At 61.9% G+C, this 19,652-nt stretch carries 16 protein-coding genes; 10 read left to right on the forward strand and 6 right to left on the reverse strand.

Going from position 1 to position 19,652, the window contains the following annotated elements:
* Positions 1-177: 177 nt before the first annotated feature.
* The 8 genes from tkt to ASD50_RS22335 all read left to right on the forward strand — a co-directional run bounded on the left by tkt (position 178) and on the right by ASD50_RS22335 (position 12,812).
* Entirely contained in the window at positions 178-2,172 is a 1,995-nt protein-coding gene (gene tkt, locus ASD50_RS06820) for a transketolase (RefSeq protein ID WP_056237918.1), read from the forward strand.
* Between the two features lie 142 nt (positions 2,173-2,314).
* Positions 2,315-3,325 carry a type I glyceraldehyde-3-phosphate dehydrogenase gene (gene gap, locus ASD50_RS06825; RefSeq protein WP_056237920.1) on the forward strand — a complete coding sequence of 337 codons (1,011 nt, stop codon included), beginning with the start codon at positions 2,315-2,317 and terminating at the stop codon, positions 3,323-3,325.
* 197 nt (positions 3,326-3,522) lie between these two features.
* Positions 3,523-5,475: a potassium/proton antiporter gene (locus ASD50_RS06830; protein ID WP_082549523.1), complete on the forward strand. Its 1,953-nt coding sequence runs from the start codon at positions 3,523-3,525 to the stop codon at positions 5,473-5,475.
* A 100-nt stretch (positions 5,476-5,575) separates the two neighbouring features.
* On the forward strand, positions 5,576-6,772 hold the full coding sequence (locus ASD50_RS06835) for a phosphoglycerate kinase (RefSeq protein ID WP_056237923.1): 1,197 nt from the start codon (positions 5,576-5,578) through the stop codon (positions 6,770-6,772).
* Between the two features lie 134 nt (positions 6,773-6,906).
* Positions 6,907-7,797, forward strand: coding sequence for a fructose bisphosphate aldolase (locus ASD50_RS06840; protein ID WP_056237924.1), 891 nt, complete (start codon positions 6,907-6,909; stop codon positions 7,795-7,797).
* 439 nt (positions 7,798-8,236) lie between these two features.
* Complete coding sequence (locus ASD50_RS06845) at positions 8,237-9,373, forward strand: efflux RND transporter periplasmic adaptor subunit (protein ID WP_082549524.1); 1,137 nt, start codon at positions 8,237-8,239, stop codon at positions 9,371-9,373.
* Positions 9,374-9,382: 9 nt separating this feature from the next.
* Positions 9,383-12,556: an efflux RND transporter permease subunit gene (locus tag ASD50_RS06850; RefSeq protein WP_056237927.1), complete on the forward strand. Its 3,174-nt coding sequence runs from the start codon at positions 9,383-9,385 to the stop codon at positions 12,554-12,556.
* A 97-nt stretch (positions 12,557-12,653) separates the two neighbouring features.
* Positions 12,654-12,812 carry a DUF3309 family protein gene (locus tag ASD50_RS22335; RefSeq protein WP_082549525.1) on the forward strand — a complete coding sequence of 53 codons (159 nt, stop codon included), beginning with the start codon at positions 12,654-12,656 and terminating at the stop codon, positions 12,810-12,812.
* A 16-nt stretch (positions 12,813-12,828) separates the two neighbouring features.
* On the opposite strand, the gene ASD50_RS06855 is transcribed toward ASD50_RS22335, so the two are convergent.
* The 3 genes from ASD50_RS06855 to ASD50_RS06865 form a co-directional block, all read right to left on the reverse strand.
* Complete coding sequence (locus ASD50_RS06855; protein ID WP_056238720.1) at positions 12,829-14,010, reverse strand: MFS transporter; 1,182 nt, start codon at positions 14,008-14,010, stop codon at positions 12,829-12,831.
* A gap of 108 nt (positions 14,011-14,118) precedes the next feature.
* Positions 14,119-14,427 (reverse strand): DUF1244 domain-containing protein, encoded by a 309-nt coding sequence (locus ASD50_RS06860; RefSeq protein WP_056237930.1) that lies wholly within the window; start codon positions 14,425-14,427, stop codon positions 14,119-14,121.
* A gap of 14 nt (positions 14,428-14,441) precedes the next feature.
* Positions 14,442-15,239: an N-formylglutamate amidohydrolase gene (locus ASD50_RS06865; RefSeq protein WP_056237934.1), complete on the reverse strand. Its 798-nt coding sequence runs from the start codon at positions 15,237-15,239 to the stop codon at positions 14,442-14,444.
* A gap of 288 nt (positions 15,240-15,527) precedes the next feature.
* Here ASD50_RS06865 and ASD50_RS06870 point away from each other — a divergent pair, with 288 nt between their 5' ends.
* Positions 15,528-15,974, forward strand: coding sequence for a DUF1036 domain-containing protein (locus ASD50_RS06870; RefSeq protein ID WP_056238724.1), 447 nt, complete (start codon positions 15,528-15,530; stop codon positions 15,972-15,974).
* Entirely contained in the window at positions 15,971-17,386 is a 1,416-nt protein-coding gene (gene pyk, locus ASD50_RS06875) for a pyruvate kinase (RefSeq protein ID WP_056237938.1), read from the forward strand. Before ASD50_RS06870 ends, pyk begins: the two co-directional genes overlap by 4 nt.
* Positions 17,387-17,562: 176 nt before the next feature.
* Here the strand turns inward: pyk and ASD50_RS06880 are convergent, their stop codons facing one another.
* The 3 genes from ASD50_RS06880 to ykgO all read right to left on the reverse strand — a co-directional run bounded on the left by ASD50_RS06880 (position 17,563) and on the right by ykgO (position 19,534).
* Positions 17,563-18,627, reverse strand: a complete 1,065-nt coding sequence (locus ASD50_RS06880; RefSeq protein ID WP_056237941.1) for an alpha/beta fold hydrolase — start codon at positions 18,625-18,627, stop codon at positions 17,563-17,565.
* A 72-nt stretch (positions 18,628-18,699) separates the two neighbouring features.
* Positions 18,700-19,299 (reverse strand): tetratricopeptide repeat protein, encoded by a 600-nt coding sequence (locus ASD50_RS06885; RefSeq protein WP_056237943.1) that lies wholly within the window; start codon positions 19,297-19,299, stop codon positions 18,700-18,702.
* 109 nt (positions 19,300-19,408) lie between these two features.
* Positions 19,409-19,534 carry a type B 50S ribosomal protein L36 gene (gene ykgO / locus ASD50_RS06890; RefSeq protein ID WP_035022199.1) on the reverse strand — a complete coding sequence of 42 codons (126 nt, stop codon included), beginning with the start codon at positions 19,532-19,534 and terminating at the stop codon, positions 19,409-19,411.
* Positions 19,535-19,652: the final 118 nt, after the last annotated feature.

The following is a 19,652-nucleotide window of genomic DNA, read 5'->3' on the forward strand; positions in this document are numbered from 1 at the left end:
ACCGGGTGAAGCATGCGTCAACAAAGCTCTCGCGCTGTCCCCCGCTAACGGGGCAGGAGAACGGGTAAAGCTGCGGCGAATCCGCTGAAATGCACCGCTTTTGTTGACTAAAAGCGCGTGGCTGCTATGTGTCGCGCACCTTTTCCCAAGCTCTCAAAGCCGCTCCCTGGAGGAACCATGCTCTCGCGTGAACAACATGATCGGATGGCCAACGCGATCCGCTTTCTTTCCATGGATGCCGTGGAGAAAGCCAATTCCGGTCACCCCGGCCTGCCGATGGGCTGCGCGGACATCGCCACGGTGCTTTTCACCCGCTTCTTGAAGTTCGATGCCAAGGACCCTCACTGGCCGGATCGCGACCGCTTCATCCTGTCGGCTGGCCACGGCTCGATGCTGCTTTACTCGCTGCTCTACCTGACCGGCTACGAGGACATGACCCTCGACCAGATCAAGAATTTCCGCCAGCTCGGTTCGCGCACCGCCGGCCATCCCGAATATGGCCATGCCAGCGGCATCGAGACGACGACCGGCCCGCTCGGCCAAGGCATCGCCAATTCGGTCGGCTTCGCACTCGGCGAGCGGATCATGAATGCGGCGTTCGGCAACGATCTCGTCGATCACTACACCTATGTCCTGGCCGGCGACGGCTGCCTGATGGAAGGCATCAGCCAGGAAGCGATTTCGCTGGCTGGCCATCTGAAGCTGAACAAGCTGATCGTTATCTGGGACAACAACGACATCTCCATCGACGGACCGGTGTCGCTGTCCGACTCGACCGACCAGGTGGCGCGCTTCCAGGCGTCCGGCTGGAACGCCATGCATGTCGACGGCATGGACCCCGAAGCGCTTGCCTATGCGATCGAGGCGGCGCGTCATTCCGAAAAGCCGACGCTGATCGCCGCCAAGACGACGATCGGCTTCGGCGCGCCGACCAAGGCCGGGACCAACAAGGTTCACGGCTCGCCGCTCGGTGCGGAAGAAATTGCAGGCGCCCGCAAATTCCTTGGCTGGAGCTCGGAGCCGTTCGATGTCCCTGCCGACATCCTCGATGCGTGGCGCGCCGCCGGCAAGGCCGGCGCGAAGGGACGCACTGACTGGGAAGGGCGGCTGGCCAAGACAGATGCCGCCAAGCGCGCCGAGTTCGAACGGCGCCAGAGCGGTGAGCTGCCGAAGAACTTCGACGCCGTGATCGCCGACTACAAGAAGAAGCTCGCTACGGACAAGCCGAAGGTCGCCACGCGCAAATCGTCGGAAATGGCTCTCGAGGTCATCAACGGCGTGATGCCGGAGACCATTGGCGGCTCGGCCGACCTGACCGGCTCGAACAACACCAAGACCAGCCAGACGAAGAACATCACGCCCGGCAACTACGGCGAGCGCTATGTCCACTACGGCATCCGCGAGCACGGCATGGCGGCGGCGATGAACGGGCTGGCGCTGCACGGCGGCGTCATTCCCTATGGCGGGACGTTCATGTGCTTCTCGGACTATGCGCGCCCGGCCATGCGGCTGGCGTCGCTGATGGGTATCCGCTCGATCTTCGTGATGACGCACGATTCGATCGGCCTTGGCGAAGATGGCCCGACCCACCAGCCGGTCGAGCATCTGGCCGCACTTCGCGCCATCCCCAACCACTATGTGTTCCGCCCGGCCGACGCGACCGAGGCGGCGGAGTGCTGGCAGATTGCGCTGGAATCGGAAAAGACGCCCTCCACGTTGGCGCTGACCCGCCAGAACCTGCCGGCGGTGCGCACCGAATTTGCCAAGGACAATCTGTGCGGCAAGGGTGCCTATGAACTCGCGGCTGCCGAAGGCGGCGAGGCGGCGGTGACGATCTTCGCTTCCGGTTCGGAAGTCGAGATCGCGCTTGGAGCGCGCAAGCTGTTACAGGAGAAGGGCCAACCGACGCGCGTCGTTTCCGTGCCCTGCTTCGAACTGTTCGAAAAACAGAGTGAAAGCTACCGCAAGGCGACGCTGGGTAACGCCAAGGTGAAGGTGGCCATCGAGGCCGGCATTCGCCAGGGCTGGGATGCGTTGATCGGCACGGACGGCATTTTCATCGGCATGACCGGCTTTGGCGCCAGCGCGCCGATCGAGAAGCTCTATCCGCATTTCGGCATCACCGCCGAGCATGCCGCGAAAGCGGCCGAAGCGCGGCTGAAAGGCAAGTAAAGGCAGGGACGAGGCCAAGCAGGCTCAAGGAGTTACTAGGCCAGATCCGGCAAATCGATTTGAACCGCATGGCGGGTGGTGGATTCCTCCAGCGTCCGCCGTTATGAAACGGCGGACGAGTTTCCGCCCCCAGGAGATGACTATGACTTTGAAGGTTGCCATCAATGGCTTTGGCCGTATCGGCCGCAACATTTTGCGCGCGATCTATGAGAGCGGCCGCAAGGATATCGACGTGGTCGCCATCAACGACCTCGGCCCGGTCGAGACCAACGCGCATCTCCTGCGCTACGATAGCGTGCACGGCCGCTTCCCCAACGAGGTGAAGGTTGACGGCAACAGCATCAGCGTCGGTTCGGAATCATTCAAGGTGTTCGCCGAGCGCGACCCGTCGAAGTTGCCCTGGGGCGATCTCGGCATCGACATCGTGCTTGAATGCACCGGTATCTTCACTTCGAAGGACAAGGCCTCGGCCCACCTGACCGCTGGCGCCAAGCGCGTCATCGTCTCGGCTCCTGCCGACGGCGCCGACCTGACGGTGGTCTACGGCGTCAACCACGACAAGCTGACCAAGGACCACATCGTCATCTCCAACGCGTCGTGCACCACCAACTGCCTCGCGCCGGTCGCCATGGTGCTGAACAACGCCTTCGGCATCGAGAAGGGCTTCATGACGACGGTTCACGCCTATACGGGCGACCAGCCGACGCTCGACACCATGCACAAGGACCTCTACCGCGCCCGCGCCGCGGCGATGTCGATGATCCCGACCTCGACCGGTGCGGCCAAGGCGGTCGGCCTCGTCCTGCCGGAACTGAAGGGCAAGCTCGACGGCGTGTCGATCCGCGTTCCGACGCCCAATGTGTCGGTCATCGACTTCAAGTTCGTGCCCAAGCGCAACGTGACCGTCGAAGAGGTCAACAAGGTGCTGGTGGATGCCGCCAAAGGGCCGCTTAAGGGCATCCTGGCCTACACCGAGGAGCCGCTGGTTTCGATCGACCTCAACCACAATCCGGCCTCGTCGACCTTCGCGCTCGACCAGACCAAGGTCATCGAGGGCAATCTCGTGCGTGTCATGTCCTGGTACGACAACGAGTGGGGTTTCTCCAACCGCATGGCCGACACGGCTGTTGCCTTTGGCAAGACCATCGGCTGATTTTCAGCTTTCAACATTGTTGCAGGACGCCCGGCTTCAACCGGGCGTTTTGTTTTGATTGGGCCAGGCAAAAAATATACTTCCCAAGCAGATATTTGCCCTGAAAAGCTTGCCCAACGCCATGTCTTCGCCTCACTCTGCCTTATGCAGAAAATTGCACCCTGACAGGGGGACGCAAGCCGAAGGGAAGTGGGGGTATGGAACACGCGATCTATCTGGTGACGCTGGTCGGCACCGGGCTTGTGATCGCGGCGGCGTTCTCCAGCCTGATCGCCTTCCGCTTTGGCGCACCTCTGCTTCTTCTCTTCCTCAGCATCGGCCTGATCACGGGTGGTGATGGCCTCGGCATCCAGTTCGACAATGCGCAAGTAGCCTACTTCGCCGGATCGCTTGCGCTGGCCGTCATCCTGTTCGACTCCGGGTTCGGCACGCCGCTCAACGCGCTGCGGCAAGCGGCGGGGCCGGCGCTGTCGCTTGCCACCGTTGGCGTCCTGATAACCGCCGTCGTCTTCGCGACCGCTGCATTCTACCTGCTCGACCTGTCGTGGCTGGAATCGCTTCTGCTCGGAGCGGCGGTCGCATCAACCGATGCGGCGGCAGTGTTCTTCCTGTTGCGCGCCGGCGAGATCAATCTTCGCGAGCGCGTGCGTTCGACCCTTGAAATCGAGTCGGGAAGCAATGACCCGATTGCGATCTTCCTGACCATCACGCTGGTCGAAATCATCGCAGCCGGCGCAGACAGCCAGGCCGATCTGGTCGTGCTCGACCTTGTCTTCGGGTTTATTCTCAGCATGGGCATCGGGGCGACCGTCGGCATCCTCGGCGGCATGGCAATCGTGCGACTGGTGGACCGGCTCAATCTCGACCACGGGCTTTTGCCGATCTTCGTGCTGACGCTTTCGCTTACCGTCTTTGCCGCTGCCGGGAGCCTAGGCGGCTCAGGTTTCCTCGCTGTCTATCTGGCTGGAATGGTGGCAGGCAATTCCGATATCCGCGCCGTCACCATGCTGAAGCGATTCCAGGACGGCATGTCGTGGCTGGCGCAGATCATCATGTTTTTGGTGCTTGGCCTGTTTGCCACGCCTTCGCAGTTTCCAGCGATCCTCATTCCAGCGGTGCTGCTCGGCCTGTTCCTGGCATTTATTGCCCGGCCGATTGCGGTCTGGCTCTGCCTGATCCCGTTCCGGCTACCGCGCCCGGAGGTCGCGTTCATCTCTTGGGTCGGCCTGCGAGGCGCAGTCTCCATCCTGCTAGCGATAACGCCAATGCTCGGCGGACTGGAAAACGGGCGCTTCATCTTCAACGTCGCCTTCATTGTCGTTCTCGTGTCGCTTGTCGTACAGGGCTGGACGGTCGGGCCGCTGGCACGGCGTCTTGGCCTCATCGTGCCGTCACGGCTCGGGCCTCTCAACAAGGTCGAACTGGAATTGCCGGGTTCGGCGCGCCATGAGCTGCTGGCCTACAAGGTAGCGCCCGGCAGCCCGGTGGCGCGGGGCGAACGTATTCCACGATGGGCGCGCCCGTCGCTGGTCGTGCGCGAAGGCCGCTCCATGCGTTTCCAGGACATGGGACGGCTCGCAGCAGGCGACAACGTCTACATCTTCGTGCCCGATCGCTATCCGCGCCTGCTCGACAAGCTGTTTGCGAGCCGCGCCACGGTGGATCCGGAAGATGCCGATTTCTTCGGCGCTTTCGCCGTCGATCCGGGGCGTCCTGCTGCCGAACTCGAGGCGGCCTACGGTCCCGCTCTGACGGAAGCCGAGCGCAAGCTGACGGTCGGGCAACTGGTGGTGAGCCGGTTAGGCGGCCATGCTGAATATGCCGACCGCCTTTCGCTCGAACCGATCGAACTGATCGTGCGCGATGTCGATGAAAAAGGGCGCGTCATCAGCCTCGGCCTTTCGTTCGAGCCGACGGCGCCGGTGGCGCGGGTTCCGGTGTTTCTCAGCGCCGGTGAGATCTACGACCGTATGGTCAAGCTGTTCAGGGGCAGAAGGCGGAAGATGCCTGGTCCGGAAGGAGCAGTCGCCGATGAGCAGCCGACTCCCGAAGCGATGGCGGAGGAGCCCCGGATCGTGGCGCTGAAGCCCGATCAGCCGGGGCAGGGCGAAACCGAAACGCCTGAAGATGCACCGCCTACGGCGGCCTGACGGCAGGTTTTGAAAGATTTTCATTGTCGCTGGCGGCGCGAGCTTGCATCGCCAGCCGCGCCGGGTATGGTCCGGCGGCTTTTGCGGAGAAGAAATAGTCATGGCAGGCTTCAAGACGCTCGACGACATGGGCACCGTAACCGGCAAGCGCGTGCTGGTCCGGGTCGATCTCAATGTGCCAATGGCGGACGGCAAGGTTACTGACGCGACCCGCATCGAGCGTATCGCGCCGACTATCGAGGAACTGTCGAAGAAGGGCGCCAAGGTCATTCTGCTCGCGCATTTTGGGCGTCCGAAAGACGGCCCTTCGCCGGAGTTTTCGCTAGAGCCGATCGCCAAGGCGACTGCCAAGGTTCTGGGTCGCCCGGTTGGCTTCGCCGCCGATTGTATCGGCGAGAAGGCTGCCGCATCCGTGGGCGCGATGAAGGACGGTGACGTGCTTCTGCTGGAGAACACGCGCTTCTACAAGGCGGAGGAAAACAACGACCCCGACTTTACGAGGAAGCTGGCCGCCAATGGCGACCTCTACGTCAACGACGCGTTTTCCGCCGCGCATCGTGCGCATTGCTCGACCGAGGGCCTTGCCCGGCTGCTGCCGGCTTTTGCCGGGCGGACCATGGAAGCCGAACTCGGCGCGCTGGAAAAGGGTCTCGGCAACCCGGTAAAGCCGGTCATCGCCATCATCGGCGGCGCAAAGGTCTCGACCAAGATCGACCTGTTGATGAACCTGGTCAGGAAAGTCGATGCGCTCGTCATCGGCGGCGGTATGGCCAATACCTTCCTCGCCGCGCGCGGTACCAATGTCGGCAAGTCGCTCGCCGAGCATGACCTTGCCCAGACCGCCAAGCAGATCATGATCGAGGCTGCGGAAGCCGGTTGCGCGCTGATCCTGCCTACCGACGGCGTGGTGGCGCGGGAGTTTAAGGCCGGCGCTGCAAACGAGACGGTTCCCGTCGGCACTGTTCCTGCGGATGCGATGATCCTGGATGTTGGCCCGAAAACGGTCGAGGCGGTCAATCAGTGGATCGACCGGGCCGCGACGCTGGTCTGGAACGGGCCGCTTGGCGCCTTCGAGATCGAGCCGTTCGACAGGGCGACGGTCGCTGCAGCCCGCCACGCGGCAAAGCGCACCAAGGAAGGCAAGCTGGTGTCGGTGGCTGGTGGCGGCGATACGGTTGCCGCACTCAACCACGCCGGTGTCGCCGACGATTTCACATATATCTCGACTGCCGGTGGCGCATTCCTGGAGTGGATGGAAGGCAAGCCGCTGCCGGGCGTGGACGCTCTGGAGGCCTAACCCGCACCGAATGCAGCCTGTTGGCTATTTAGCCGCATTTTGGGTAACGCAAGGTGATTTCCCCTGGTTGCAAAATGCTCTAGAGCACGCGTTGATGTATTGGTTTGTAAATCGGTCGACTTTGGGAGAATGAGATGAACAAGGACATGGCCGCGCAGGCCGCAAACAAGGACGGCTTCATTGCGGCGCTCGATCAGTCGGGCGGCTCGACGCCGAAGGCACTCAAGCTTTACGGCATCAACGAAAGCGCCTGGTCCAATGATGCGGAGATGTTCGACCTCGTTCACCAGATGCGCGCCCGCATCATCAAGTCGCCTGCCTTCACCGGCGACAAGGTCATGGGTGCCATCCTGTTCGAGCAGACCATGGATCGCGAGATCGACGGCACCCCGACCGCTCAGTATCTCTGGGAAAAGCGCCATGTGGTGCCCTTCCTGAAGATCGACAAGGGCCTTGAAGAAGGTAAGGACGGCGTCAAGCTGATGAAGCCGATGCCGAACCTCGATGCCCTTTTGAAGCATGCGGTTTCGAAGGGGATTTTCGGCACGAAGGAACGGTCTGTGATCGACGCCGCGAACCCGAAAGGTATCGCCGCCGTTGTCGACCAGCAGTTCGAGGTTGCCAGGCAGGTCCTGGCACACGGGCTCGTCCCGATCATCGAACCAGAGGTCACAATTTCGATCGCAGACAAGGCACAAGCGGAAGACATCCTGCTGGCTGAAATCCGCAAGCATCTCGCCGATGTGCCGGCAGGCAAGCAGGTCATGCTGAAACTGACGCTGCCGACCAAGGCCAACCTCTACAAGCCGCTGATCGACGACCCTCGCGTCATGCGGGTCGTCGCCCTGTCCGGTGGTTATTCCCGCGACGATGCGAATGCAAAGCTGCGAGAGAATGACGGCATGATCGCCAGTTTCTCGCGCGCCCTGACCGAAGGCCTTTCGGCCTGCCAGAGCGATGCCGAGTTCAACGCTTCGCTGGGAGCAGCGATCGACAGCATTTTCGAGGCGTCACGGGCCCGCTGATAAGCCGCCTGTGCCGGTTACAATGACTTCAAACCCGGGCCTCGTGCCCGGGTTTGTTTTTTGAGCAACGATGTTCGCCGGGCGGCAAAAAATTTGTCCCGCATGTCGGAATGTCCGGCTCACTTTCGTCCTTGGACCGAGGAGGCGAACGAGACATCGGAATCTGCGGGCCTTCCCGCTGGCCGCATCATGCTGACGCCTGCTGCCAAATCGGGCGGGAAAGGCGATCAAGTGGGGCAATCGGGCTGATTTCGATGCACTTTTGACGATACGTCAATTCTTTCATCAACTTTTCTGACTATTTCGCGTCACGAAGTTGATGTAGAAGGCGCGCTCCGTTGCTCACGGCGATTTGAACGCGAAGCGCGCATACCCATATGGACCATGGCGTCTTACAGACGTCGCCTGGCTAGGCCATTGCGCACCCGGAAAGATGACAATGTCAAAATTCAAGTTTCACAAGCTTGCCGCCATTGTTGTGCTCATCGTTTTTGCAGGATGGGTCGCAACCGGCGCCTTTTCGTCGGTCGGCAGCGACGCGCCGGAAGAAAATCAGAATGCAGCCGAAAAACCGAAGGCGGCCGAGCCCGCACCGATCAGGACCGTCAAGGTCGTGGTGCCGCCGAGACAGGCGCATGCGCGCGCGATCCGCATTTCCGGCCTGACCGAAGCCGACAAGCGCGCGGTACTGGCCACTCGCGTTGGCGGCGTCATTTCCGAACTGCCTGTCAAGCAGGGCGACCACGTCAAGACAGGCGATCTCGTCCTCATGCTCGACGCGGAGGAGAAGGTTTCGGCAGTGGACAATGCTCGGCAGCTCTTCGCCCAGCGCCAGGCGGAGATCGATGCGTCCGAGCGGCTAGCCAAGACCGGCAACCTGCCCAAGCTGCAGCTTGATACGGCGCGTTCGGCGCTTGCGGCGGCCAAGTCGCAGCTCGATGCCGCCGAGGCTGAACTTGCTCGCAACGAGGTCAAGGCGCCGTTCAATGGCGTCATCGACCGCGTCGCCGTCGAGCTTGGCAGCGCCATCATGCAGGGTGGCGAAGTCGCGACGATCCTCAGCCTCGACCCGATCGTGGCGCGCGGCGAGATCAGCGAACGCGATCTGGGCTACCTCAAGATCGGCGACACCGCCAAAGTGAGGCTTGTGAGTGGCGATGTCGTGGAGGGTACCGTTCGCTACATCAGCCGCGACGCCTCGTCGGCAACCCGCACATTCCGCGTCGAGATCGCCATTCCCAATGCGAATGGCGCCATCCCTGCAGGCATGACGGCGGAGATTACATTGCAGACAGCGCCGACCGACGCGATCACGCTGCCGCGCTCGGTGGTGACGCTCAGCAAGGACGGCGATCTCGGCATTCGCGCCGTGGGCTCGGACGGCAAGGTCGCGTTCTATCCGATCGACCTGATCGACGATACGCAGAACGGATTGGTGCTGGCAGGCATACCTGCGGATGCGCAGGTCATCATTGCCGGGCAGGATCTGGTCAAGGAAGGCGACGAGGTCAAGGCCGTTGTCGCTGATGAAGCGGCGATCAGGAAACTCGTCCAAGACGCATCCGGTACGCAGTGAGGCCACGGCATGGATATCGTTAAACTTGCGATCCAGAACGCACGCCTGACGCTGTCGGTCCTGATCTTCCTGGTGATTGCCGGGGCGCTTGCCTACCGGGCAGTGCCAAAGGAAGCCGAGCCTGACGTCGCCATTCCGATCATGTATGTCAGCCTGATCTATCAGGGCATTTCACCGGAAGACGCCGAGCGCCTGCTGCTGCGCCCGGTCGAATCCCAGCTCAAGAGCCTCAAGGGGCTCAAGGAGATGAAGTCGAACGCTTTCCAGGGCGGCGCCAACGTCATCGTGGAGTTCGATCCATCGACGGACCTCAGCGACGCGCTGATCGATACCCGCAACAAGGTACAGGACGCCAAGCGCGACCTACCGGCAGGGGTCGAGGAGCCAACGGTCAACGAAGTCAACCTGTCGGAATTCCCGGTGGTCTTCGTGACCTTGTCCGGCGACCTGCCGGAACGCACCCTGACTGCCGCGGCCAAGACCCTGCGCGACCGCATCGAGGAGGTGCCCGGCGTTCTGGAAGGCGAGATCCAGGGCTCGCGCGACGAACAGGTCGAGGCCATCATCGATCCGGTACGGCTTTCATCCTATGGCCTCCAGCTCGATCAGTTGATCCAGGGTATCGGCGCTTCCAACAGCCTGGTTGCAGCCGGCGCGATCGAGGGCACTGAAGGCAAGTATGCGGTCAAGGTGCCGGCGCTGATCGAGACGCCGGAGGATGTCGCCAACCTTCCTGTGGTTGCAGGATCGAACGCCGTGGTGCGCGTGCGCGATCTCGCCACCGTGCGTTCGACCTTCAAGGACGCGGAGACGATTGCCCGCATCGACGGCAAAAGCGCCATAACCATTGCGGTCAAGAAGCGCATCGGCGCCAATGTGGTCGAGACCATCGAAGGCGCGAAGAAGGTGTCCGAGCAGTTCGTCGCCCAGAACGCGCAGGTGCTGCCCGACCTCAAGGTGACGTACACGCAGGACAAGTCGGTCTTCGTCAACCAGTTGCTGAACGACCTGCAGAACCACGTGATGATCGCCGTCATCCTGGTCTTCATCGTCATCCTCTATGCGCTGTCGGGGCGCGCCTCGATGCTGATCGGCCTGGCCATCCCATCGTCGTTCCTGATGGGTATACTGGCGCTGGCAATGATGGGCTACACGATCAACATGATCGTGCTGTTCAGCCTTATCCTGGCTGTCGGCATGCTGGTCGATGACGCCATCATCGTGACGGAATATGCCGAGCGGCGCATGAGCGAAGGCATGCCGAAAGAGCTGGCCTTCGAGCAGGCGGCCAAGCGCATGGCCGGCCCGGTCATCGCTGCCACCATGACCCGTATCGCCGCCTTCTCGCCGCTTCTGTTCTGGCCCGGCATCGTTGGCGACTTCATGAAGTACCTGCCGATCACGCTGATCGTGACGCTCGCCGCCTCCATGGCCTACGCCCTGATCTTCGCGCCATCGATCGGCGCGATCTTCGCCAAGCCGCCGAAGGACCACGGCGAAGAGCATCGCGACGGTCTCTATATGGCGGTGGTGAAGAAGGCCGTGCATTACCCGATCACGGCTCTGGTGCTGACCGTACTTTTGCTCGGTGGCTCGCTGTTTTCCTACGTGAAGTATGGCAACGGCGTCGAATTCTTCCCAAATGTCGAGCCCGACTACGGCCTTCTCTACGTTCATGCCCGCGGCAACCTCTCGCTGGAAGAGATGAATGTGGCGACGACCGAGGCGGAAAGCCGAATCCTCGGCTGGCCCGGCATCAAGTCGGTTCTGACGAAAGTCGGCAAGACGCGTGGAGGGGAGGATATCCCTGAGGATGTCGTCGGCGTCATCAACTACGAGTTCGTGGACTGGCGGCAGCGCAAGTCCGCCCATGAGATCCTCGACGACCTGCGTGTCGCCATGGCCGGAATTCCAGGCGTCGATGTCGAGGTTCGCGTGCCGGATGCAGGCCCGCCGACCGGCAAGGCGATTCAGGTTCAACTGTCGGCGGCCGACCCGACGGGCCTCAACGAATATGCCAAGCAAGTCGCCGCTGCCGTGGCCAAGGTGCCCGGCGTGATCGACTTGTCCGATGGCCTGCCGCCGCCCGGCATCGACTGGGCGCTGCAGGTGGACCGTTCCAAGGCGGCGCAGTACGGCATCAGCCCGACTTCAGTCGGCACGGTCGTGCAACTCGTCACAACGGGGTTGAAGCTGACGGACTATAGGCCGGCGGGCGCCGACGACGCCGTCGATATCAGGCTGCGCCTGCCCGAGGACCGTCGCACGCTGTCGACATTGGACGAGTTGCGTATCCAGACGGCGCAGGGTTCGGTGCCGATTTCCAATTTCGTCACGCGCAAGCCGGAACCTACGGTCGGCATCCTGAACCGCATCGACGGCAAGCGGACCATCACCATCCAGGCCAACGTGGCAAGCGGCCTTCAGGTTGCTGCGGTGCAGGCCGACGTGGCCAAGGCGGTCGGCGAGATGGCGAAACCGGGCGTGGACTGGAAGCTTGCAGGTTCGAACGAGGACAGCGCCGAGGCTGGCGCGTTCCTGGTCAACGCATTTGGCGCCGCGATCTTCCTGATCTTCATCGTGCTGCTTGCCCAGTTCAACAAGTTCACCAGCGTTCTGATGGTGCTGTCCTGCGTGGTCATGGCCATGATCGGCGCGTTGCTGGGCATGCTGGCAACCGGACAGGCTTTCGTCATCGTGATGTCCGGCATCGGCATGATTGCTCTCGCGGGCGTGGTGGTGAACAACAACATCGTGCTGATCGACACCTACGACCGGTTGCGCGAAGAAGGCTGGGACAAGCTGGAAGCGGTGCTGCAGACCTGCCGCGAGCGTGCGCGCCCGGTCGTGCTGACGGCACTGTCGGCTATCCTCGGGGTGCTGCCGATCGCCTTTGGGCTTGGGCTGGAAATCTTCCACCGGGAGACGACGATCAATGCACCCTCGACGCAGTGGTGGATCGCGCTGTCTTCCGCAATCGTGTTCGGCCTGGCCTTTGCGACCGTGCTTACCCTGATAGTGACGCCGTCGATGCTGATGATCTTCACCAGAAGCAAGGACAGTAAATTCTACGCGTACTGGCGACGCCTGTTCCGTCGGGACAAGAAGCAGCCTTCCACAGATGCTACTCTCCCTGCCGCCAAGGGCGATCTGCCGGTTGCCTATCCGAAGGCTGCGGAATAGCGTTTGACATGAATTTTGATAGCGAGGCCGTCCGGGAACAACCGGGCGGCCTTTTGCATTGTGATGGCATGAGTTTCAACAATGCGAGGCTGTCGCCATGCCACTCACGACACTGCTGATCATTATTTTGATCCTGATCCTGATCGGTGCGATTCCGAGCTGGCCATATTCTCGTGGTTGGGGCTACGGGCCGTCCGGCATTGTCGGCGTCATCCTGGTCGTGCTCCTGATCCTGCTGTTCATGGGCAGGATTTGACGCTGTCCTTGGTTGTCTATTCGGCTGCTGCCGGGGCAGGCTGGAAGTCGGCGCGCCGCGCAAGGCCGGACATCAGGCACACGACGACCAGCAAGCCGGAAAGGGTAATGAAGATGGGACCAAATCCGGTCCGTTCCGCTACGAAACCGACCGCCGATGGAGCCACCAGAATCCCGCAATAGCCCATCGTGGTGACCACGCTCATGCCGGTTCCCGACGACATGCCTTCCTGGTTGCCGCCGGCCGAAAAGGCGATCGGAACCATATTGGCAATGCCGAAGCCGCAGAAGGCGAAGGCCGCGATGGCGAGCCATGGCGAAGGCGACAAGCCCGCCACCAGCATTCCGGCAGCAGCGACGAGACTTGAAACGCGCAAGGTGGTGACAGCGCCAAAGCGGTTGCGAACGGCGTCGCCGGCAAAGCGCATGAAAGCCATGACGCCTGAGAAGGCCGCGAAGGCCAAGCCAGCGGTGGCGAGATCGGCCCCAAGCTCCTGCTGCAGATAAAGCGCTGCCCAGTCGAGCACCGCCCCTTCGGGGATCATCGAGAACAGCGCCATCAGGCCGATCAGATAGATCACCGGGTTGCGCGGCAGCGTGAAGTGGTGATGGACGCTGGCGACTGATCTGGGTTCGGCGACGAGGTTACGCAGGGCCAGCATGACGGCAGCGAACGCAACGAGCGTTACTGCTGCAGCATGGGCGAGATGGCCGAAATTCTGGATCGCCAAGCCACCCAATGCACCACCGGCAAAACCGCCGAGGCTCCAGAATCCATGCGAAGACGACATGATGGCGCGCGACAGCTTGCGTTCGACGGCGACAGCGTTGGCGTTCATGGCAACATCCATGCCGCCGATCAGCCCACCGAACAGGATCATGGTGACCGCGGCTACCGGAACGTTCGGCGCCAGCGCTACCAACAGAAGCCCGAACGCGGCGGCTACGCCGAACCAGCGCACCACGGAACGTGAGCCGTACCTTGAAATGAGATGTCCACACCATGTCATGGCGACGACTGCGCCGAGGCCGAACAAAAGAATCAGCAGTCCGAGCGTGAACTTGCTGATGTCGAGACGGATCAGGAAGACTGGAATCTGGGGCGCCCAGCTTCCGGTCAGGAAGCCGTTGACGAAAAACATGGTTGCAACGGCCCAGCGGCCACGAACAGCGCTCGCGACGGAGCTCGCTTCAGTCATCGGATCGAATCTCATGCGGAAACTGGAGAATATCTCCTTTTAAATCGTTTTATCCCGCAGTCAAAGCGCAGCCGGCCGCAAGCGTTTGGGCCAAGGATGGGAGATATGTCAGTGGTCTTTAGGGCGGTTCACTTCGAAGGCGGCTTTCTTGGCATCCGATGCCTCGGTCTGGTGGAGTCCCTGCCACTCGGCATAGGGCATGCCATAGATGATTTCGCGCGACTGTTCCTTGGAGAGATCGACGCCTTTTGCGCCGGCTGCTTCGCGATACCAGTTCGACAGGCAGTTACGGCAGAAGCCGGCCAGGTTCATGAGATCGATGTTCTGCACATCGGTACGCTGGCGCAGGTGTTCGACCAGCCGGCGGAAGGCTGCCGCCTCGAAATCCCGCTGCTGATCCTGGCTGAGTTCGGTCATGGTTGTCTCCTGCGTTATAGCGGTCCGGTCCGGGAACCGAATTGGTGGACCTCGTGTATATCGGGACGCCGGTTGATGGCGTCAACGATCGGGGCAAGCCTGCCGGCCCAGGTGGCGGCGTCGCCGGGTCTTGCGATCAGGTCCTGCCGGATCTCTATCAGCGCGTGGGCAAAGCCGTTGACGATGGCGTGCTTGAACATGGTGTCGCCGCGCAGGGCGCCGTCATAGGGTTCGTTGTCGCCGACGGTGAGAGAGGCGTCCGCAGCTAGCATGTCGATCAGTGGACGGGGTGCCCTGTCGTCGAGATCCCACAGCACGCCGACATGCCAGGGCCGTTGGGTGCCCTGCATCGATGGCGTAAAGGAATGAACCGAGAAGATGAAAGGGGCATGGCCAGAGGCTTCCGCCACGGATGCGACCAAAGCGGCGACGGCGTCGTGATAAGGCCGATAGAAGCGATCGAGCCGCTTTTCGCGCTCTTCCGGTGAGAGCGGATAATTGGCGGGAATGACGGTGCCATCATAAAGCTGGCGAACCAGCGTCGGGTCGTCTTCGCCGCGATTGGGGTCGATCAGCAGGCGCGAAAAGGTCGCCAGCACCGCCGGTGCGCCAAGCAGCGCGGCGAGTTCCCGGGTAACCGTTTCGACGCCGATATCATAGGCGATGTGGCGCTCGAATTCGGCCGGCGGGAGGCCGAGATCGCCATACTCCTCGGGTAAATCGCGTCGGGCATGGTCTGCGACCAGCACAAGGCCTCGCTTGCGATCGCCCTCGATCAGATCGAAAGGGGCGAAAACTGTGGATCGGGTCATGAGCGGGAAGATTGGTCCGTTTTTCGTTCCTGGCAGGGTGCTACCGTCATTCCACGAAGAGGGCGTCCGCGCAATGCCGTGGTTTGGACAAGGTTTTTACCGAAATCTGCCCCAAGGGCGACGAAACACCGCGCCACCCATTTTTAAATCGATTGGAATTCTGTGCGGCGGCGCGTTGACATGCGCCGGCAGTTTGCCGAAAAGGGGCGTCAACAGATGATGAAAACGATGCTGAGGGGATTGAAGAGGGTATGTGCTGGCTCTTTGCGCGCCCGCCGCGTGAGTGCCATGCTGTTGCCGTTTCTCGTCGCACCTTTCGTCACGCTCGCCCTCGCGGTGCCGGCCCATGCCGATTTTCGTGTGTGCAACGCGACGCAGAATCTGGTGGGCGTCGGCATAGGCTACCGTGCCAAGGCCGGCTGGATCACCGAGGGCTGGTGGCACATCGAGGCATCGAGCTGCAAGACGCTGATCGAAGGGCCGCTGTCATCAAGGTTTTACTATCTTTATGCAGAAGACGCCGAGCGTGGCGGCCGCTGGGATGGCCCGATCAGCATGTGCGTCGCTGAAAAGGAATTCAAGATCGCCGGCGTCACTGACTGCGTCGCACGAGGTTTTCAGCGCGCCGGATTCCAGGAATACGACACGGGCGAGCAGGCAAGCTGGATGGTCCAGCTGACCGAGCAGCCGACAACGGATGGCGGCGCCGCCGCCCCAGGAAGCAATAGTCAATGAGACGCAGCCGCAAGGTCAAGATTCTCGCCACCATTGGCCCAGCCTCCTCCGAGGAGGCGATGCTGAGGAAGCTGTTCGAAGCGGGAGCCGATGTCTTCCGCATCAACATGAGCCATGCGGATCATGACCTGATGCGAACCCTGATCGGCCGCATTCGCTCCGTCGAGGCAGCGGTGGGCCGTCCAATCGGCATCCTTGCCGATATCCAGGGGCCGAAACTGCGCGTGGGCAAATTTACCAACGGCAAGGAAACGCTGGCCGTCGGCCAGACATTTAGGCTCGACGACAGCCAGGAACCTGGCGATTCAACGCGTGTCTACCTGCCGCATCCGGAAATCCTGACCTCCGTGGAGCCGGGGCATCGCCTGCTGATCGACGATGGCAAGCTGGAATTGAGAGCCGTCAAGACCGACGGCCATTCGATCGAATGCGTGGTGGTGGCCGGCACCTCGATTTCCGACAAGAAGGGCGTTTCGCTACCCGATACCGAACTTCCGGTCGGAGCCCTGACGGAAAAGGACCGAGCCGACCTCGACGCGGTCCTAGCGGCTGGCGTCGATTGGGTGGCGCTGTCGTTCATCCAGCGTCCGGAAGATCTCGCCGAGGCGCGCAAGATTGCGCGCGGGCGGGCCTTGATCATGTCCAAGATCGAAAAGCCACAAGCGGTCGCCCGCCTTTCCGAAATAATGGATCTGTCTGACGCGCTGATGGTTGCACGCGGCGATCTTGGCGTGGAGATGCCGCTTGAAGCCGTGCCAGGCATCCAGAAGCAGATTACGAGGGCGGCGCGTCGCGCTGGCAAGCCGGTAGTCGTCGCCACGCAGATGCTGGAATCGATGATTTCGGCTCCGGTTCCGACCCGCGCCGAGGTATCCGACGTGGCAACCGCCGTCTTCGAGGGCGCCGACGCCATCATGCTGTCGGCGGAATCGGCGGCTGGCGCCTATCCGGTCGAGGCGGTGTCGACAATGAGCCGCATCGCAGAGCAGGTGGAGCGCGATCCTACCTATCCGGACATCATCAACGCCCAGCGCTCCGCCCCTGAAGCGACGGGTGCAGACGCTATTTCGCTTGCGGCACGTGAGATCGCCGAGACGCTCAAGCTGTCGGCCATCGTTACCTACACGGCATCTGGCGCCACGGGCTTGAGGGCAGCACGCGAACGGCCGCAGGTGCCGATCATTGCGCTGTCGCCGATCCTGAATACCGCGCGGCGGCTGTCACTCGTGTGGGGCACGCATTGCGTCGTTTCTCCCGACGCGGTTGATCTTGACGACATGGTCAACCGGGCCTGCCGCATTGCGCATGAAGAACGCTTCGGCACGGAAGGCGATCGCATCATCATCACGGCCGGCGTGCCGCTGAGAACGCCGGGCTCTACCAACATGCTGCGCATCGCCAACATCGACTAGGGTGCATTTAGGTTCAGGTGATGACGGCCTGCAAATGGCGCGTTTCCGCGCTTCCGGTGCTCACGTACCAATACGTACATTGCGCTCCGGTTCTCGAAACCCGCCAGTTTGGACGCTACGCGCCCATCTTCGATTCCAGCTCCTGACCTGAAACTCAAAACACCCTGGACCACAACCTACGGGCCTTTGCGGCTGTTCGGCGGGGCGGGGTTGTCGACGCACCTGCCTTCGCCGAATCTGTCGCCTGCGATCCGGGCTTCGACAATGCGGGCCATGGCCTGCAGGTCGAGGGGCTTGCCTGAAACTTTCTCGAGTGCCGCCACCGCCAGATCGGGAGCGATCCAGTCCGGCTTGTGGCCGAGGTTTTTTACCCAGACCAATCCGGCACCCGGGATGTCACGCGCAAGACCGGTGGAGTGGATTTCCTCGTAGACGACTGTGTCGTGGTCTCCTGATATGACGACCGTCGGCGCGTTTATCTCATGGTAGCGAGACTGCGCCTTCAGCACATAACGATAGAGGCCCTCGACATCCGTGGCGTTGGCGCGGAACGCGGCCGGGCGTAACACGAGCGGGATCGACGTGGCGGAGAGATAGCCGTCGGGCACCTTGTTGGGAGCGAAGACGCATTCGGTGCTCGACTTCATCTGGAGCGAGCCAACGGGATAGACAAGCGTTTCGGAAAACAGCTGCCCGATAAAGGGGGTCGTCGTCAGGCGGTAGTACCAGGATGTGTCGCCGCCCGGCCAAGGGTGCGTTGCAGCCGACAAAAACACCAGTCCGAGCGTTTTTTGCGGGTAGTCGCGGGCGAAGGTTGCAGTCGTCGCCCCGCCGAAGGAGTGGCCGACGATGATCGCCTGCGCGATGCCCAGCTTTTCCATGAGCTTGGCCAGCGTTCCAGCCTGGGCGGCGGGGTCGTCGTTGCCATGTCCGCGCTCCGACCAGCCGTGCCCCGGTCGGTCGAAGAAGAGCATTTCGGCCCGCCCTTCGAGCAGAGGCCGCAAGGGAAGCATCTGGTCCTTCAGATTGGCGCTGGCGCCGTGGATGAAAACGATGGCGGGCAGATCCGGATTGGCTGGCCGGGGCACGTGGACGTAGTGAATTCGCGCGCCATCAATGTCGATAAAGGCGCCTACGGACGGATTGCGTCGCTCGACAAGCCATGCCCCGCCGCGCGTGACCGCAACGAGCGCGAACAAAATCGCCAGGAACAGGGCAAGCGCGGCATAGACAAGATTCATCGGCGGGTGGCGGTTATCGGAAACAAGGAAGGAAGAATTGGACCGGCGCGGGGAAATTCCGTCGCCGGGGTATCAAATGCTTTCGCCTGCGAGCTCTTCGGAAATGGTCGATACCTGGTCCTGTGCGTTGCGCAGCATGGGATAGATGTCGAGCACGCGCTGCCATGCCCTGAGCGCCGCTTCCTTGCGATCGGTATCCATCATGATCTGGGCGAGGCCGGAGAGCGCGCCGAAATGGCGGGGCTCCAACTGGAGGGTGCGTTCGATGTCGGCCATCGACTTCCCGTAGTTCTTCATCAAGTAGTGGACGGTTGCGCGGCGGTTCCAGCCTTCCGCGTAGGTCGGGTCAAGGGTCACGACCTGGTCGAGGAAATCGAGCGCGACGTCAAATTTCTTTTCATCGACCGCCTTTTGCACCCAGCCCATCATCAGGTCGACGGATGCGCTGCCCGACTGGGACCATTCCTGCCAGATGCGCTGGGATATGTGAGTGGCAATCTTGTCGTTGCGTTCGCGCTTCAACTCGGCAAACAGCCTGTCGAGGCGTTGCGCGTGGGTTTCAACGACGGCGCTGTTCTTGCCCAGCTCGTCGGGCATCGCGTCGTCGGCCATAGCGACGGATGCGGAGGTACCCGCGATAAGCACGACAGCGAGGGCAACGAAAATGCGCATGGCAAGAGTCTAGTCTCGCCATGCGCAAGGTCAAACTGAAATTAGCGTGAGCGCACCGGCCAGCCGGCGATCACAAGAAGACGCGGGAGCAAAAGGCTCCGGCCGCAGCTCAGCCCTGGCGGGCCTTGTAGCGCGGGTCGGTCTTGTTGATGATGTAGATGCGGCCCTTGCGGCGAACCAGGCGGTTATCCCGGTGACGCGCCTTCAACGCCTTGAGCGAGTTCTTGATCTTCATGGTCTTGCCCGTCAATTTGGCCCTTCACGGGCGTAACTGAAAAGCGCGCCCCAGGAGCGCGCTCAATTCGTGACAGGCTCATAAACGAGGACACTTGTTCGTGTCAACCTTCGCTTGG

The organism is Mesorhizobium sp. Root552 (assembly GCF_001427285.1).
Classification (GTDB): Bacteria; Pseudomonadota; Alphaproteobacteria; order Rhizobiales; family Rhizobiaceae; genus Mesorhizobium.

Bases quoted from the DNA above. Each gene is read 5' to 3' on its own strand.
- tkt (WP_056237918.1), top strand. From the start codon at position 178: ATGCTCTCGCGTGAACAACATGATCGGATGGCCAACGCGATCCGCTTT.
- gap (WP_056237920.1), top strand. From the start codon at position 2,315: ATGACTTTGAAGGTTGCCATCAATGGCTTTGGCCGTATCGGCCGCAAC.
- ASD50_RS06830 (WP_082549523.1), top strand. From the start codon at position 3,523: ATGGAACACGCGATCTATCTGGTGACGCTGGTCGGCACCGGGCTTGTG.
- ASD50_RS06835 (WP_056237923.1), top strand. From the start codon at position 5,576: ATGGCAGGCTTCAAGACGCTCGACGACATGGGCACCGTAACCGGCAAG.
- ASD50_RS06840 (WP_056237924.1), top strand. From the start codon at position 6,907: ATGAACAAGGACATGGCCGCGCAGGCCGCAAACAAGGACGGCTTCATT.
- ASD50_RS06845 (WP_082549524.1), top strand. From the start codon at position 8,237: ATGTCAAAATTCAAGTTTCACAAGCTTGCCGCCATTGTTGTGCTCATC.
- ASD50_RS06850 (WP_056237927.1), top strand. From the start codon at position 9,383: ATGGATATCGTTAAACTTGCGATCCAGAACGCACGCCTGACGCTGTCG.
- ASD50_RS22335 (WP_082549525.1), top strand. From the start codon at position 12,654: ATGCCACTCACGACACTGCTGATCATTATTTTGATCCTGATCCTGATC.
- ASD50_RS06855 (WP_056238720.1), bottom strand. From the start codon at position 14,010: ATGACTGAAGCGAGCTCCGTCGCGAGCGCTGTTCGTGGCCGCTGGGCC.
- ASD50_RS06860 (WP_056237930.1), bottom strand. From the start codon at position 14,427: ATGACCGAACTCAGCCAGGATCAGCAGCGGGATTTCGAGGCGGCAGCC.
- ASD50_RS06865 (WP_056237934.1), bottom strand. From the start codon at position 15,239: ATGACCCGATCCACAGTTTTCGCCCCTTTCGATCTGATCGAGGGCGAT.
- ASD50_RS06870 (WP_056238724.1), top strand. From the start codon at position 15,528: ATGCTGTTGCCGTTTCTCGTCGCACCTTTCGTCACGCTCGCCCTCGCG.
- pyk (WP_056237938.1), top strand. From the start codon at position 15,971: ATGAGACGCAGCCGCAAGGTCAAGATTCTCGCCACCATTGGCCCAGCC.
- ASD50_RS06880 (WP_056237941.1), bottom strand. From the start codon at position 18,627: ATGAATCTTGTCTATGCCGCGCTTGCCCTGTTCCTGGCGATTTTGTTC.
- ASD50_RS06885 (WP_056237943.1), bottom strand. From the start codon at position 19,299: ATGCGCATTTTCGTTGCCCTCGCTGTCGTGCTTATCGCGGGTACCTCC.
- ykgO (WP_035022199.1), bottom strand. From the start codon at position 19,534: ATGAAGATCAAGAACTCGCTCAAGGCGTTGAAGGCGCGTCACCGGGAT.